Consider the following 15,391-nt stretch of genomic DNA (forward strand, 5'->3'; position numbering starts at 1 on the left):
CTGACGGGGTGGGGAAGCCGGGGCGGGGGCGTTCGGGGCACCTGGTCGTATCGCCGCCCCTCTCCTCTACCGGCCGGTGCGCACGGCGGTCCGTGGACGTGCGCGTACGTGCGGGAGGACCCCACCACCGGATGGGAGCGCTCCCATAGGTCCCGACTAGGACTATCGGGGGCGCCGCCCCGGACGTCAATCCCCGTGACGCAGGTCCGCGCGATCCCGACCGGGTCCGGGGCACCGCCCCGCGCCGCGAGCCGCGCACGGCACGACGGGTCCGCGTACGGCACGACGGCCTGCGTACGGCCCGCGCAGGGTACGGCGGCCCCGCGCACGGCCCCGCACACGGATCCGCGCAGCCGGGGCGCCGGGGAGGCCGCCCGGCCGGGCGGGGACCGGTGCGGGCCCTCCGGGAGGCACCGGCGCGGAAGGCGGCGACGGCCGCGGCCGGTACGCCCGTCCCGCTCGGGAACGACCGGTCAGACCGCGGGGGTCCACCGCCCGCTGCGCGGAGCGCGCGGGCCCCTGACCCGGGCCCCGGCGCACGGGGCCGCACCGCCTTCGGCGGAGCCCGGGCCCGGGGCGGTCACGGCGTGCGGGGGGAGGGCTCCGCCCGCTCGGCCGGGTCCGCGCCTTCGCCCTGCCGCGCGTTCGCCCCTCCGAACCGGTACAGCTCGGGCACGGAGACCTTGATCGGCTCTTGCGTGGTCCGGGCGATCACGACGACCGCGGGCTCGTGCGGGTCGGGGTTCTCCTCCCGGTGCGGGACGAACGGGGGGACGAGGAAGAAGTCCCCCGGGTCGGCGGCGAGCCGCACCTCCCGGGTGCCGTCGTGGTAGACGAACACGGGGTGGCCGCTGACCACGTAGATCCCCGCCTCCGAGTCGCCGTGGTGGTGGTTGTCCGTCGCGCTCGAAGGCGGGTTCTCCACCAGGCTCATCCAGAGCCTCCTCGAACCGACCGTGCCGCCGCTGATGGCGGCGCGGCCGTCCGTCCCGCCGGAACGGACGTGGTGGACGCGGTCGTTCGGCGGGGTGGCGCCACCGGGGCCCAGCGGGGCCCCGGCGCCTTCGTGGGTGGTCATCGTGTGGTCTCCCGGTTCTCGACGGTCTCGGTCGGGACCAGGTTGCGCCGTCCGCGCCGGAGACGGCTACCGCCGTTGCGGCCGCGGCAACACGCGAACTCCCGGAACGGCGAGGTCCGTTCGCACTCCACGCGTGTCCGCCCGCCCCTCGGTGGCGGACCGGGGCGTCACGGGTGCCGGCGCCGGACGCGCCCGGCGGCAGGGGCGGTTCGCGGCCGTCGCGGGCATCGGCCGTGCGCGGGCGGGTAGGCGCGGCGCGTGCCGCGGTGGCCGGAGCGAAGGGGAAGTGCGCATGACCGAATATCCGAAACTGCTGCAGACCGTCCTGGACACCACGCGGCCGAGGGAACTCGCCGAGTTCTACCGGCGACTGCTCGGCCTCTCGTACCGTCCCGGGGACGAGCCGCCCGGCGACGGCGGCCCCGACGAGGCGGACTGGCTCGTGCTGCGCGACGCCGGCGGCGCGAACAGGATCGCCTTCCAGCGGGTCGCCGAGCTGCCCCGCCCGACGTGGCCCCGGCACGACGTACCCATGCAACTCCACCTCGACCTCACGGTGACGGACGTGGCCGAGCTGCACCGGCAGCGCGCCAGGGCGGAGGCCCTGGGCGCCCGCCTCCTGCTCGACCGGCACGACGACGCCGAGGAGCCGCTGTACGTGTTCGCGGATCCCTCGGGCCACCCGTTCTGCGTCTTCGTCGCCTGACCGCGACCCGGGGCCGCTCCCCGTCCCGGGCACCGCCCGCCGGCGCCGGGGCGCGGCCCCGTCCCCCCGGCGCGCCGCGCCCTCCCGTACAGTGGGGGCGGGCCGTGACTGGCGCTTGGGTGGAGTACCACCAGGGAGCGGCCCGGCGGACGCCGCCACCTGCCGCGCGCCTGGGCGACCAGCACCCACGTTCTGTCGACGCCCAGGAGGACCCGTGTCCACGCCCGCAAACGCCCGCCTCATGGACGGCAGCGGCCTCGCCCGCCGCCTCGTCGAGGAGACCGCCGCCCGCGCCGCCGACCTCACCCGCCGCACCGGCGCGCGGCCGTGCCTCGCGACCGTCCTCGTCGGCGAGGACCCCGCGTCCGTGACGTACGTACGGATGAAGCGCGCCCGCTGCGAGAAGGCCGGCATCCGCTCGCGCCACGTCGAGCTGCCCGCCACGACCACCACCGAGGAGCTCGTCGCCACCCTGCGGGCCCTGTCGGAGGACCCCGACGTGCACGGCATCCTCCTCCAGCACCCGGTCGGCCGGCACATCGACGAGCGCGCCGCGTTCGAGGCGATCGCCCCGGAGAAGGACGTCGACGGCGTCACCACCAGCTCCTTCGCCGCGATGAGCTTCGGCCTGCCCGGCTTCGTCTCCTGCACGCCCGGCGGCATCATGCGGCTGCTCGACGCCTACGACGTCGACCCCGCCGGCAAGCGGGCCGTCGTCGTCGGCCGCAGCGCCATCCTGGGCAAGCCCGCCGGGATGCTGCTGCTCGCCCGGAACGCCACGGTGACGTACTGCCACTCGTACACCCCCGCCGACGACCTCTCGGCCGCCGTCCGCGAGGCGGACATCGTGGTCGCCGCCGTGGGCCGCGCCCGCTTCATCAAGGGCGAGGACGTCAAGCCGGGCGCCGTCGTCGTCGACGCGGGCTACAACGAGGGCAACGTCGGCGACGTCGACTTCGACGCCGCCGCGGAGCGCGCCGGGCTCATCACCCCGGTCCCCGGCGGCGTCGGGCCCATGACCATCGCCACCCTGCTGGCGCAGACGGTCGACGCGGCCGAGCGGCAGCTCGGCACCGCCACCGCCTGACCGCGGCGGGCGGGGCGGCGGCCGCGCCCGCCGCCCCTCTCACCCCGCGTCGTGCTCCTCCAGCAGCGCGGCCAGGACCGCACCCGGGTCGGGGCCGGCCGGACCGGCGGGGGCCCACCGGTCCCGCTCGCGCCGGTACGGCCACCACCGGCCGTCCCGGCCGAGCCGCACCTGCACGTCACCCCCCGGACCGGCCCAGCGCGCGCCCCCCAGCGGCAGCAGGGCGGGACGCTCGCCGTCCTCCCGGGCGGCCGCGACGAGCGCCTCGGCGCGGGCCGCCGCCTCCGGTTCCGGCGTCCACTCCTCCTCCAGCACCGCGAGGGCCGCCGCGCCGCCCAGTCGCCACGCCCGTACGGCGAGGTCCATGCCCACCGCGTCCCGCCCCGTCCCCGCCGCGAGCCGCGCCACGACCCGGGGCACGGGCGCCGCGGCGGCCGCGGCGAGCCGGACGGCGTCCTGGGCCACCGTCGGCGCCGCGCCGCCCGGACCCTCGCCGGAGGAGTCCGCGCCGGCCAGCACCTCCGCCAGCATCCGTCGCGCCCGCCCCGCCGCGTCGGCGGCCAGCACCTCCAGCGCCGGCGGGTCCACCTCCGCCCCGGGGTCCGTCTCCGTGTCCAGCGACGGCGGTTCACCCGGCCGCTCGGGCACCGGCGGCGGCGACGGCAGCGCGGGCAGGATGTCCCCCGTCGCGAACGCCTCGTCGGCCCGTACGCCCTCCGGCTCCGCCGCCGCGTCCCCCGCGCTGGCCCCCGCCGAACCGCGCGCCGCCAACTCCCCCAGCAGCCGCCGCTCGCCGCGCCCGCGCATCAGGAGCAGGACGAACGGGTCCCGGTCGAGCAGCCGCGCCACCTGGTAGCAGAGGGCCGCCGTGTGCGGGCAGTGGTCCCACGCGCCGCAGGCGCACTCCGCCTCCAGGTCGCCCAGGCCCGGCAGCAGGTCGACCCCGGCCGCCGAGGCGTCCTCGACCAGGTGCGGCGGCATGTCCCGGTCGAGCAGCGCGGCGACGTGGCCGGCCCGCTCCACCGCCGTGTCCAGGAACCGGTCCCACCCCGCGTCCGACAGCTCCTGCACCAGCACGTCGGCCCGGTGCGCGGTGCCGTCCCGGTCCTTGACGACCGCCGTGATCCGTCCGGGGCGCACCGTCACGGCGCCCACCGTGCCGGCCCGCGCCCGCGCGCGGCCCTTCTTCAGCTGCTCGTTGTCGAGCGCCGTGTCCTCCAGGGCCTTCAGCCAGGCCCGGCCCCACCAGCTCTCCGCGAAACCGCGGCCGCGGGCGGGCGGCAGGGCGTCGAAGGTCGACTCGTCCTCGTAGGCACCGCTCATCGTCCGCGCCCTCCCTCGGTCCCGTCCGTGGCTCCCACCGTGCTCCGTCCGCTGTCCGCGTCGTATCCGCCGTCCGGCGCGCGCAGCCGCACCAGTTCCGTCAGTTCGGCGTCGGTCAGCTCCGTGAGGGCCGCCTCCCCGGCGCCGCCCAGCACCGCGTCCGCCAACCGCCGCTTGCGCGTCAGCATCCTCGCGATGCGGTCCTCGACGGTGCCCTCGGCGATCAGCCGGTGCACCTGCACCGGCTGGGTCTGCCCGATGCGGTACGCCCGGTCGGTGGCCTGCGCCTCCACGGCCGGGTTCCACCAGCGGTCGTAGTGCACGACGTGCTCCGCGCGCGTGAGGTTCAGCCCGGTGCCCGCCGCCTTCAGCGACAGCAGGAACACCGGCACCTCGCCGTCCTGGAAGCGGCCGACCATCGCCTCGCGCTCCGCGACCGGGGTGCCGCCGTGCAGCAGTTGCGCCCGTACGCCCCGCGCGGCGAGGTGGTCCCGCAGCAGCCGCGCCATGCGCACGTACTGGGTGAAGACCAGCACGCTCGCGCCCCCGGCGAGGATCGTGTCGAGGAGTTCGTCCAACAGTTCCAGCTTGCCGGACCGGCCGGCGAGCCGCGGCGCGCCCTCCTCCTTCAGGTACTGGGCGGGGTGGTTGCAGATCTGCTTCAGCGCGGTCAGCAGCGTGACGACCAGGCCGCGCCGCTCCATGCCGTCCGCCGCGGCGATCGCGGCGAGCGTCTCGCGCACCACCGCCTCGTACAGTCCGGCCTGCTCCTTCGTCAGGGACACCGCGCGGTCCGTCTCCGTCTTCGGCGGCAGCTCCGGCGCGATCCCCGGGTCGGACTTGCGGCGGCGCAGCAGGAACGGCCGGACCAGCCGGGACAGCCGCTCGGCGGCCGCCGGGTCGGCGCCGCCCTCGACGGCCTGCGCGTACCGGCCGCGGAACGTGCCGAGGCGGCCGAGCAGTCCGGGCGTCGTCCAGTCGAGGATCGCCCACAGTTCGGAGAGGTTGTTCTCCACGGGCGTGCCGGTCAGCGCGACGCGTGCCCGCGCGCCGATGGTGCGCAGCTGCCGGGCGGTCGCCGAGTAGGGGTTCTTGACGTGCTGGGCCTCGTCCGCGACGACCATGCCCCAGTCCACGCGCGCGAGGCGTTCGGCGTCGAGCCTCATCGTCCCGTACGTGGTGAGCACGAAGCCGCCGGTGACGCCGTCCAGGTCGCGGCGGGGCCCGTGGAAGCGGCGCACGGGGGTGCCGGGCGCGAACCTCTCGACCTCCCGCTGCCAGTTGCCCATCAGCGACGTGGGGCAGACGACGAGCGTCGGCCCGGCGGCCGCCGGATCGGTCTGACGGTGCAGGTGCAGGGAGATGAGCGTGATGGTCTTGCCGAGGCCCATGTCGTCGGCGAGGCAGGCGCCGAGCCCGAGGGACGTCATGCGGTGGAGCCAGTTCAGGCCGCGCAGCTGGTAGTCGCGCAGGGTCGCGGCGAGCGCGGCGGGCCGGCCGACCTCCTGCCGGCCGCCCTCCGGGTCCGCGAGCCGGTCCCGCAGCTCCCGGAGCCAGCCCGACGCCTCGACGCCGACCGGCCGCCCGTCCACCTCGGTCGTGCCCGTCAGCACGGCGCCGAGCGCCTCGACGGGAGTGACCTTGCGGTCCCGCTGCTCGCGGGCGCGCCGTACCTCCTCCGGGTCGACCAGCACCCACTGGTCGCGCAGCCGCACCAGGGGCCGGCCGGCCTCGGCGATCCGGTCCAGCTCGGCGCGGCCGACGGGCCGGTCGCCCAGGGCGAAGCGCCAGTCGAAGGCCAGCAGCGCGTCGGCGGACAGGAACGACGGCAGCGCGGAGTCCCGCCCGCGCGGACCGGCGTCCCCCTCGCCGTGCGCGGGCCCGACGACGGCCTTCGCGGTCAGCGTCCGCGCCAGGTCCTTGGGCCAGTGCACCGGGACGCCGGACTGGGCGAGTGCCCGGCCGGCCCCGCCCAGCAGCTCGGCGACCTCCTCGTCGGCCAGTTCCAGGGCGTCCGGCACGGCCGCCGACAGCAGCGGCGACAGGGCGGGCCACACGCGCGCGGCGCGGCGCAGCGCGAGCAGCGCGTCCCGGCGGGCCGACGCCCCGAACGCCGTACCGGCCGCACCCGACCACACGTGCGCGGCGTCCGTGACGAGCGCGGCGTCACCGGCGTGGTGCAGCTGGGGCACGGCACGGAGGGCGGGGGCGCCGGTACCGGTTCCGGGGGCGGCGGTGGGGGCCCCGTCGGTGGCGCCGTCCAGGCCCGTCACCTCGATCCGCAGGGAGAGCCGTACGCCCGCGTCGTGCCCGGCCGCCACGTCGGCGGCCCACTCGCGGAGTTCCGGCACGTGGTGCGGCCCGTCCTGCGCGAACGGCGCGCCGCCCGCGACGAGCGGGGCCGCGGGGGTGCGGGGCAGCACGTCCGCCACCGCGTCCAGGAAGGCGCGCAGCAGCGTCTCGGGGTCGGGCAGGAGCACCGCCCCGTCGGTGGCCGTGCCGGCGGGCACGGCGTGGGCGGTGGGCGGCATCGACGCGGCGAGCGTCCGCAGCCGGTCGAGGTCCTCGGGGGCGAGCGGGCCGACCCGCCACGCGTCGTGCCCCGCCCCGGTCACGCCGGGCAGCAACCGGCCCCGGGCGGCGACGTGGAGGGCGAGCAGCGCGGCGGCCCCCCAGAAGGAGCAGGACCGCGACGGGCCGGGGACGGACCCGGCGCCCGTCCGCGCCAGCAGCGCGAGGGCGTCGCGCACGGGCAGGCAGTGGGCCCTCACACGGCGGGGAAGGGCGTCGTCGCCGACGACGTCCACCTCCTCGACGGTGCCGAGGCCGAGCGGCCCGGGCAGCGGCCCGCCGTCGGGCGCCCAGAAGGCGAGGCGGCCGGTGCGTGCGGGATCGGCGGACAGGAAGACGGTGGAGCAGCGGGTGAGGGCGGAGAGAGCGGGGTCCCAGTGCACAGTGCTGTTGCAGTCCTCAAATTTGACTAGCCCGATACGGAAGGGTCGACGGTACCGGAAGAGGGGGACGGAAGAACGCGTTCCGGACGTGAGGCGGCTCACAGGGGGCGACCGGGGGTGGCGCCGGCACCACCCCCCGCGGAGGGGTGGCCCCCACTCGGTCCGGGTGCTGCCGCCATGGTCCCCGACACCGCCGCGTCCGTAGGTTCGTGACATGGCGTCGCCCGGCGCAACGGTCCTGCAGGCCACCACGTACCCCGGGGCCGGCGCACCCCACCCGCACCCCGCCGACCTCTCGGCCCACAGACCGGAGACAGCCATGCCACAGGCCATCGCCGCCCCACCGAAGCGGACCCCGGCCCCCGGCCGCGAGAGCGGCAGCGAGTTCACGCCCCTCCTGCGCACGGTCCGGGAGCAGGGCCTCCTGGAGCGGCGTCCCGGCTGGTACGCCGCCGGGATCACCGCCAACCTCCTCGCCCTCGCCGCCGTCGCCACCGCGCTCGCCCTCTTCGGGGACTCGCCCTGGACGCTGCTGCTCGCCGTCCCCCTGGCCGTGTTCTCCGCGCGCACCGGATTCGTCGCCCATGACGCCGGACACGCGCAGATAGCCGCCCGGCGCCGCACCAACCACCTGCTCCAGATCGTGCACGCCAACCTGCTCCTCGGCATGAGCCAGGAGTGGTGGAACGACAAGCACAACCGCCACCACGCGAACCCGAACCACGTCGACAAGGACCCGGACGTCGCCCCGGACGTCCTGGTGTTCGCCCGCCACCAGGCGGGCGGCCGCACCGGCCTGCGCGGCTGGCTCACCCGCCACCAGGCGTGGCTCTTCTTCCCCCTCACCACCCTCGAAGGGCTCGCCCTGAAGGTGTACGGCTTCCAGGCGGTGTTCTCGGCGCGCGGGCGGCGGGTCGGGCGGGGCGAGCGCGCCGTCGAGGGCGGCCTCCTCGTCGCCCACGTCGCCGGCTACGCCGCGCTGCTGCTCACCACCATGCCCCCGGGGCGGGCGCTGCTCTTCGCGGTGATCCACCAGATGCTCCTCGGGCTGCACCTGGGCCTGGCGTTCGCGCCCAACCACAAGGGGATGGCGATGCCCGGCGAGGACGGCGGCACCGAGAACTGGGGCCACCTGCGCCGGCAGGTCCTCACCTCGCGCAACATCCGCCGCGGCGCCGTCACCGACTGGCTGCTGGGCGGCCTGAACTACCAGATCGAGCACCACCTGTTCCCCAGCATGCCGAGGCCGCACCTCCGCCTGGCGCAGCCCCTGGTCCGCGCGCACTGCCGGGCGCTCGGCATCCCGTACACGGAGACGGGCGCGCTCGACTCCTACCGGCAGGTCCTCGGCCACCTGCACACCGTCGGCGAGCCGCTGCGCGCCGCCGCCTGAGCCGGTGCCTCCCGGCCGTACGGCGGCGGAACCGCGCCGGGCGGCCGGTCGTTCACCCCGTGGACCAAGCCGAGAAGGAGGCGCCCGTGTCGACGAGGACGAAGGTCATGATCGGGGGAGTGGCCGTCGGGCTGCTGCTGATGCCCCTGATCGGCTTCTGGATGTCCCTGCTGGTCGTGGTGGGCGTGCCCGCCCTCGCGTACCTGGCCCTCGATCCCGGCCAGCGGCGCCGGCTGCGGCGGGCGGCCGGGCGGCGGGAGATCGGCCGCTGAGCCCGGGTGACGGCCGCGGCCCGCCCCGAGGGCCTTCCGGCCGTCCGCCCCGACGGCCCGGCCCCGAGCGGCGGGCGCGTGGCGGGCGGGCCGGTCAGCCGGGGCGGACGGCCATGGCGTCCAGACCGGCCAGCAGCCCCGGCAGGCGCGCGCCGCGTCCCGCCGGCAGCACCTCACCGGGACGCTCGTCGACCAGGACGAACGCGATGTCGTCCGTCCGCGCGACCAGCGACCACCCCGGCCCGTCCACCCGCAGCGTCCGCGCCCCGCCGGGCGCGAACGCGGACCGCACCCGCCCCGGCGGCGGGGGGTCCTCCAGGTACGCCCGCGCCTCCTCCAGCACCCGGCGCACGGTCGCACGGGCGTCCGGCCCCCCGGCAGGGCCCGGCGCGCCGCCGGGGCCCTCCCCGGACGCCCGCCCGTCCACCGGGCCGCCGGCCGGGGGCCCCGCCCCGGCCGGGGCGAAGTCCTCGGCGCCGAGCTGCTCGCGCCACGCCGTCCACCGGAGGGCGATCTCGTCGGCGCCGAGCCGCCGCTGGGCGGGCCCCCACGCCGATTCGTCGGGCGGCGACAGCGGCGGCGGTTCCCCCTCCGCCGTCTTCGGGTCGTGCGGCGCCGGCACGCCCGGCGCGGCGACCGCGAGGGCGAGCGGCCAGCCCGGCAGCGCGGCGACGACGCTGCGCTCGTCGGGGGAGAGGTCGTACTCCATGCCGCAGTCCCAGGCGGCCACCGCGGCCGCGATCAGCGACACGTCGTCCACGGCGACCGTCCAGCGCGCCCCCTCGCCGTCCTGCCCGAGCACCAGCCCGTAGCCCTCCGCGTACGGCTCCAGGCCGAGCGCCCGGCAGGCCTGCGGGTAGTCGTCGCCGAGGACGCCGGGGAACTGCGCGGGGGTGAGCAGCACGGCGGTCAGCACGTACAGCGCGTCGTCGGCGCCGGCTCCGGCGGACCCGCCCTCCTCGGCGGTCCGTCCCGCGCCGGCGCCCGCGCGCTCGTCGTCCGTCCCGGTCACGGAGGCCTCCCGTCGTCCAGTGGCGGCAGCCCGCGCGGCGCGTCCGTCGGACGCCGCACGGGTCGGTCGGCGCACCTTAACCAGCGAGTAACCCAGCCGTCGAGAGCCCGGGCGACACTCAGGCGGGCGGCAGCCCGAGGAGGCCCCGCGCCACCGCCTCCGGCGACTCGTCGCGTTCCCGCGCCAGGGCTATGACCGCACGGCAGGCCAGCTCCTGGACGCCGAAGGACAGCGCCTCCGGCGACACCCACCCCGCCGCCTCCTCCATGGTGTCCTCCTCGTCGTCGGCGCAGGCGGCGACGTAGGTGGCCGCGGCCTCGAAGATGTTGTGCTGCCGCCGGGGCGCACCGTTCGCGTCGCCCGCCCCGCCGCCCGGCGACCCGGCGCTCCGGGGGGCCCGGGCGGGGAACGGGAGGAACGTACGCAGTCTGCCGAACATGAGGAGCCCACCTTCCCGTGCGGCGAACACGTCGCCGCTGCCTGCCGTTTCGTCAGGTCCAACGTAAGCCGGGCGCCCCGGCGGCAGAAGAGCGCCCGCTCGTGCGCGCGGAGGTCAGGCCACGCGCACGGCCAGGGCCAGGAAGCGGTCGTCCCGGTCCACGTACGACACCAGCCGCCAGCCCGAACCGGCGAGCAGCGGGCGCAGGTTCGCCTCCGCGCGCAGGTCGTCGCCGGTGAGCGGCCGCCCGTGGCGCGCGGCGAGCGCGGCCCGCCCCACCGGGTGGAACAGCGCCAGCCGCCCGCCCGGCCGCACCACGCGCGCCAGCTCCCGCAGGTCCTCGGCGGGCCGGGCCAGGTGCGTGACCAGACCGGCGCCGAACACCGCGTCGAACACGCCGTCCCGCAGCGGCAGCCGGCCCACGTCGCCGAGCAGCAGCGCCCCGCTGCCGTCCCGGCCGGCGCGCACCGCGGCGGTCAGCATCGCGGGCGTCAGGTCCACGCCGACGACCGTGCCCCCGGGGCCCACGGCGTCCCGCAGCGCCGGCAGGGCCCGCCCGGTGCCGCAGCCGGCGTCCAGGACGGAACCGCCCGGCCGGAGCCCGAGGTCGGCGACCGCCGCCGCGTACGCCGGGCCGTCGTCGGGGAAGCGCGCGTCCCAGTCGGCCGCCCGTACGGCGAAGAACTCCTGCACGTTCCTGTGGTCGTCGTTCACGTGTTCATGATTCCTCACTCTTCCGCGCGCCATCCCGCGCACGCGCGAGGACGAGTGTGATCGTCCGAGGGCACCGCTCTGTCATCTTCCGTCAGCTTCCGCATGCGCCCCTGAGCCGGATCCCTCCGGGACTACGGTCCCGGACCCATGGGACAACCGCACCGCACCGCCCCAAGCCCCCCGGTTCCCGCGCCGTCGTACGCGACGCCCCGCGCCGGCGCCGCCCCGGGCCGTGACGGCACCCGCCCGCCCCCGGACGGCCCCCTCGGGACCGGACCCGCCGTGCACCGGACCGGACCTGCGGCGCGACCGCCCGGCGGGCGGGCCCAGGGAGGGGCGGCCACGGGGGCCCGCGGCACCCTGGCGGTGAAGATCCTCGTGGCGGGCGGCCCGGGGGCGGGCAAGACGACCCTCGTCGGAGCGGTCAGCGAGATCCGCCCGCTGCGCACCGGGAAACGGCTCGCCGAGGCCGGCCCGGGCGCCGTCGACGACGCCCGGGGAACGGGCCGGGGGACCACCGCCCCGGCCGTGATGGACTTCGGGCGGATCACGATCCGCGCCGGACTCTGCCTGCACCTCTTCGGCACGCCCGGCCGGGACCGCTCCTGGTTCCTGTGGGACGGGCTGTCCCGGGGCGCCTTCGGCGCCGTCGTCCTCGCCGACACGCGGCGCCTCCAGGACTGCTTCCCCGTGGTCGACCACCTCGAGTACCGCGGCATCCCGTTCCTCGTCGCCGTCAACCGCTTCCCCGGCGCCCGCCCCCACGCCGCCCACGAGGTCGCGGCGGCACTGGACCTGGACCGCGGCACCCCCGTCGTGCCCTGCGACGCCCGGGACGGCGACTCCGGGAAGGAGGTCCTCGTCCGGCTCGTCGAACACGCGGGACGCGTCCACACGGCCCGCCTGCCCGGCTCCGCGTCGTGACCCGGTGTCCGGGAGGGTGCTTGCCCCTCCCGCCGTGGTGGGTAAGGCTTACGCGGACACGGGGAAAACGGGGACATACGAGAACGGGGAGGACCGAGCATGGCGCTCGACAAGGAACTCGACTGGCTCCTGGACGATCTGACCAAGCGCGTCGCCCACATACGCCACGCCCTGGTGCTGTCGAACGACGGACTCGTGACCGCGGCCAGCAGCGGCCTCGCCCGGGAGGACGCCGAACACCTCGCGGCGGTCTCGTCCGGCCTGCACAGCCTTGCCCGGGGCGCCGGGCACCACTTCCGGGTGGGGGAGGCGCGCCAGACCATGGTGGAGTTCGAGGACGCGCTGCTCTTCGTGACCGCCGCCGGCGACGGCAGCTGCCTGTGCGTGCTCAGCGCCGCCGAGGCGGACGTCGGTCACGTCGCGTACGAGATGACGCTGCTCGTCAACCGCGTCGGGGAGCACCTGGCCGTGGCCTCGCGCCACCCGGACGCACCGGAACCGGCCTAGAGGACCGTCCGACCTCCACGAGGACCGTGGAAGAGCCGTCCGATCGACGGGGCCGGCGTGACGGGCCCGTGGATCGCCGGGGACGGACGGCGGGGCGGAGGCCCCGCCGCCCGTCCCCGGCGGATCGGTGTTCCCGGCTGCGGAAGCGGAGAACGGCGCCGGTCGTCGGCGGTGTCGTCAGCCGTGGTTCATCCAGGCCCGGGTGGCGCCGTTCCGGGGATCGACGTCGAGGTAGTCGGCCCGGCCGTCGCCGTTGAGGTCGGCGAACTGGATGCGCGTCCCGTCGACGCCGACGCCGCTGGCGACCGTACCGCCCGGGTACCAGTACCAGTCGCTCCCGACGGGTTCCTTGGGATTGGGGCCTCCGTTCCGCCAGACCTGGACGGAACTGTCGTAGTTCGCGCCGTCGCCACTGCCCAGGAGGACGTAGTCGGCGGACCGGCTCCCGTGGAGCGGGGCGAAGCGGACCCGGGAGCCCGCCGCGCCGACGCCGCCGGCGACGGTTCCCTGGGGGTGCCAGAGCCAGCCGCTGTTGCTTCCGACGGGGTCCTTGGGGTTGGGGCCGCCGTTGAGCCAGGCCTGGACGGAGCTGTCGCCGTTGACTTTCAGGTAGTCGGCTCTGCCGTCGCCGTTGAGGTCGGCGAAGCGGATGGTGTCGCCCGCCGCGACGACGCCGCTGGCGACGGTCCCCTGGGGGTGCCAGAGCCAGCCGCTGTTGCTTCCGACGGGGTCCTTGGGGTTGGGGCCACCGTTGAGCCAGGCCTGGACGGAGCTGTCGCCGTTGACTTTCAGGTAGTCGGCTCTGCCGTCGCCGTTGAGGTCGGCGAAGCGGATGGTGTCGCCCGCCGCGACGACGCCGCTGGCGACGGTCCCCTGGGGGTACCAGAGCCAGTCGCTGTCGCTTCCGACGGGTTCCTTGGGGTTGGGGCCGCCGTTGAGCCACGCCTGGACCGAGCTGTCGCCGTTCACCTTCAGATGGTCGGCCCGGCCGTCGCCGTTGAGATCGGCGTACACGACGGTGCTGCCACCCCCGCTGAAGGTCCCGGACGCGATGGTGCCTTCCGGGAACCAGCCCTTGACGGGACCCCCGCCCGGGCCACCGCCGCTGCCGGGGCTCTCGTTGATCCAGTCGGCCTGGGCCGCCCCCAGGAGAGCGTCGTAGAACGCTCCCGCCATCTTCTGGTAGCCGCGGTCGTCGGGGTGCAGACCGTCGGCCAGATCGGCGGTGGTGACCGCGTCCATGTCGACCAGCCGGACGCGCTTGCCCGCCGCCCGCCGGGACTCCACGACACCCGGGATCGCCGCGTTGTACGCGGCGATCCGTTCCGCGGTCCCCGGAAACGAGGACGGCACGATGGTCGAGACCAGCAGCGTCACCCCGGGGGCGGCCCGCAGGATCCGGTCGATCAGGCTGCCGAGCCTGGCCGGCGCGCCGCCCGGATCGACGTTGTTGCTCATGTCGTTGGTACCGATGTGCAGGAGCACCACGTTGGGCTGGTACGTCGTCAGGGCGGAGTCCACGATGCCGGCGATGTCGTTGATGAGCCGGCCCGGATACCCCTCGTGGGCGATGGGGGAGAGCGCCGGTCCCGAGCGCTGCGAGCCGACGTACTGCACCGACACGCCCTCCTGCCGGTTCAGGTGGACGTACAGCGGCGCCCGGTACCCGGCTCCGTTCGAGCTGCCCGTGCCGTACGTGATGGAGTCTCCCAGCGGCATGATCCGCAGGTCCACGTGGGAGGCACCGACCCCGCGGTAGAGCTGCTCGATGACTCTGCGCAGCTGGGCGCCGGTCGCCTCGGTGAGCAGGTTCGCCACGCTCTCGAGCGGTTTCCCCCAGGCGCCGAGCTTCGCCACCCAGGTGCGCAACGTGGTCTGAGCGTTGGCGATCAAGGAGGCGGAACCGGCCGACGCGAACTGCATGAGCGCACCACCGAAGGCGCCGCCGGCCGCACCCCAGATCGCGCTGCCCAGCGCGGCGCCCCACGCCTCCCCGTCGATCGGCTTGCCGTCCAGGGCGGCATTCACCAGTTCGCCGACACCTGCCGACAGGCCCCCCGCCACGGCACCACAGACCGGTGCGGCGGCGGGCGCGCCCACGTTGAAGAAGAGCAGGCACAGGGCGCCGGACGCGACCATGGTGGCAGTGATCACCAGGCCCGTGACGAACTTCTTCCAGAAACCGTCCCAGAAGCCCGCGGCGCCGACGCCGCCGGCCGGCACCACGATCACCAGGCTGTCGCCGACGATCCGTATGCTGCCGTCGTAGCTGATGTCGTCGTTCTGCCGCTGGTAGTAGCCCACGCTGTTCCGGTCGGCGTGCAGCGTGAAAGCCCGGCTGAGCGAAATGCCGTTGGCCTGGTCCCGGCGGACGGTGTCGACCAGTTGCTGCATCTGCTGGTGCAGCTGATCCGGCCGGGCTCCGGGATGGAAGTCGAGGGCCGCCACCAGGTCGTCGTCACCCTTGGCCAACGCGCGGAGGCTGCCCGCGTCCCGGGCACAACCCACCCGCAGGGCGGCGGTGCCCTCCGCCACCGGCGCGGTGGCGAAGGACGTGGCGTGGGCCGAGCACCCTCCGGCATCCGCGGCGGCGGCTTCCTGCGCGACACGGGGCAGCGCGGACCCGGCGAACATCAGTGCCACGCAGAGAACCAGCACGAGGAGGGATGGTCCTCCCGAGGATCTCCTCTTTCTCGGAATCAATTGACGCATGTTGCTCCGCACTACTCTTCCTCCTGTGCAAGGCGCCTGCCCGAGGCACGATCACCGGCGGTCGGAACGCTGCCGCTTCGTCACGGCGGCGGCGGTCCCGGTGTCCCTGCCGGGACGATGCGTCGTCAGGACCTCACGGCTGAATGGGAGTGATCGGGTCCCGACGCTACGGACACGCCGGTCCGGAGTCGTCACCCGGTGGTGGACACCTCCGCGTAGCTCGCGCGGGGGACAAGCCGCAGCCGACCGGATGGTCGGCCCCCCGTCGGC

13 protein-coding genes and 1 riboswitch are annotated in these 15,391 nt (G+C 76.0%); of the genes, 6 read left to right on the forward strand and 7 right to left on the reverse strand.

The annotated features are described in order from the left end of the window. Positions 1 to 580: 580 nt before the first annotated feature. Positions 581 to 1,078 (reverse strand): cupin domain-containing protein, encoded by a 498-nt coding sequence (locus IE106_RS14095; protein WP_189533694.1) that lies wholly within the window; start codon positions 1,076 to 1,078, stop codon positions 581 to 583. A 292-nt stretch (positions 1,079 to 1,370) separates the two neighbouring features. Between IE106_RS14095 and IE106_RS14100 the strand changes: the two genes are divergently transcribed. Together IE106_RS14100 and IE106_RS14105 are read left to right on the forward strand one after the other, a co-directional pair. Further along, a complete protein-coding gene (locus tag IE106_RS14100) occupies positions 1,371 to 1,784 on the forward strand; it encodes a VOC family protein (protein WP_189533696.1) in 414 nt (137 codons plus the stop codon). 94 nt (positions 1,785 to 1,878) lie between these two features. Then, a riboswitch (ZMP/ZTP riboswitch) is annotated at positions 1,879 to 1,967 on the forward strand. Positions 1,968 to 2,025: 58 nt separating this feature from the next. Next, on the forward strand, positions 2,026 to 2,871 hold the full coding sequence (locus IE106_RS14105) for a bifunctional 5,10-methylenetetrahydrofolate dehydrogenase/5,10-methenyltetrahydrofolate cyclohydrolase (RefSeq protein WP_189534138.1): 846 nt from the start codon (positions 2,026 to 2,028) through the stop codon (positions 2,869 to 2,871). Between the two features lie 39 nt (positions 2,872 to 2,910). Here the strand turns inward: IE106_RS14105 and IE106_RS14110 are convergent, their stop codons facing one another. Together IE106_RS14110 and IE106_RS14115 are read right to left on the reverse strand one after the other, a co-directional pair. After that, entirely contained in the window at positions 2,911 to 4,194 is a 1,284-nt protein-coding gene (locus IE106_RS14110) for an SWIM zinc finger family protein (RefSeq protein ID WP_189533698.1), read from the reverse strand. After that, a complete protein-coding gene (locus IE106_RS14115) occupies positions 4,191 to 7,148 on the reverse strand; it encodes an SCO1167/SCO6262 family helicase (RefSeq protein WP_229840407.1) in 2,958 nt (985 codons plus the stop codon). Before IE106_RS14115 ends, IE106_RS14110 begins: the two co-directional genes overlap by 4 nt. A 319-nt stretch (positions 7,149 to 7,467) precedes the next feature. On the opposite strand from IE106_RS14115, the gene IE106_RS14120 reads away from it, so the two are divergent. Continuing rightward, positions 7,468 to 8,541 carry an acyl-CoA desaturase gene (locus tag IE106_RS14120; protein WP_189533702.1) on the forward strand — a complete coding sequence of 358 codons (1,074 nt, stop codon included), beginning with the start codon at positions 7,468 to 7,470 and terminating at the stop codon, positions 8,539 to 8,541. Positions 8,542 to 8,627: 86 nt separating this feature from the next. After that, the gene (locus IE106_RS14125) at positions 8,628 to 8,813 is read left to right on the forward strand and encodes a tail-anchor membrane protein (RefSeq protein ID WP_189533703.1); all 186 of its coding nucleotides are present in this window, start codon (positions 8,628 to 8,630) and stop codon (positions 8,811 to 8,813) included. Between the two features lie 94 nt (positions 8,814 to 8,907). On the opposite strand, the gene IE106_RS14130 is transcribed toward IE106_RS14125, so the two are convergent. The 3 genes from IE106_RS14130 to IE106_RS14140 form a co-directional block, all read right to left on the reverse strand. Continuing rightward, on the reverse strand, positions 8,908 to 9,735 hold the full coding sequence (locus tag IE106_RS14130; RefSeq protein ID WP_189534140.1) for a hypothetical protein: 828 nt from the start codon (positions 9,733 to 9,735) through the stop codon (positions 8,908 to 8,910). A 208-nt stretch (positions 9,736 to 9,943) separates the two neighbouring features. Further along, positions 9,944 to 10,264 (reverse strand): hypothetical protein, encoded by a 321-nt coding sequence (locus IE106_RS14135; protein ID WP_189533705.1) that lies wholly within the window; start codon positions 10,262 to 10,264, stop codon positions 9,944 to 9,946. A 114-nt stretch (positions 10,265 to 10,378) separates the two neighbouring features. Continuing rightward, a complete protein-coding gene (locus IE106_RS14140; protein WP_189533707.1) occupies positions 10,379 to 10,978 on the reverse strand; it encodes a class I SAM-dependent methyltransferase in 600 nt (199 codons plus the stop codon). Positions 10,979 to 11,338: 360 nt separating this feature from the next. On the opposite strand from IE106_RS14140, the gene IE106_RS14145 reads away from it, so the two are divergent. Together IE106_RS14145 and IE106_RS14150 are read left to right on the forward strand one after the other, a co-directional pair. Continuing rightward, positions 11,339 to 11,902 carry a GTP-binding protein gene (locus IE106_RS14145; protein ID WP_229840470.1) on the forward strand — a complete coding sequence of 188 codons (564 nt, stop codon included), beginning with the start codon at positions 11,339 to 11,341 and terminating at the stop codon, positions 11,900 to 11,902. Positions 11,903 to 12,001: 99 nt separating this feature from the next. Continuing rightward, positions 12,002 to 12,409 (forward strand): roadblock/LC7 domain-containing protein, encoded by a 408-nt coding sequence (locus IE106_RS14150; RefSeq protein WP_189533711.1) that lies wholly within the window; start codon positions 12,002 to 12,004, stop codon positions 12,407 to 12,409. 177 nt (positions 12,410 to 12,586) lie between these two features. Here the strand turns inward: IE106_RS14150 and IE106_RS14155 are convergent, their stop codons facing one another. Further along, complete coding sequence (locus IE106_RS14155) at positions 12,587 to 15,067, reverse strand: GDSL-type esterase/lipase family protein (RefSeq protein WP_189533713.1); 2,481 nt, start codon at positions 15,065 to 15,067, stop codon at positions 12,587 to 12,589. Positions 15,068 to 15,391: the final 324 nt, after the last annotated feature.

Source organism: Streptomyces roseolilacinus (assembly GCF_014649335.1).
GTDB classification, from domain to species: Bacteria; Actinomycetota; Actinomycetes; order Streptomycetales; family Streptomycetaceae; genus Streptomyces; species Streptomyces roseolilacinus.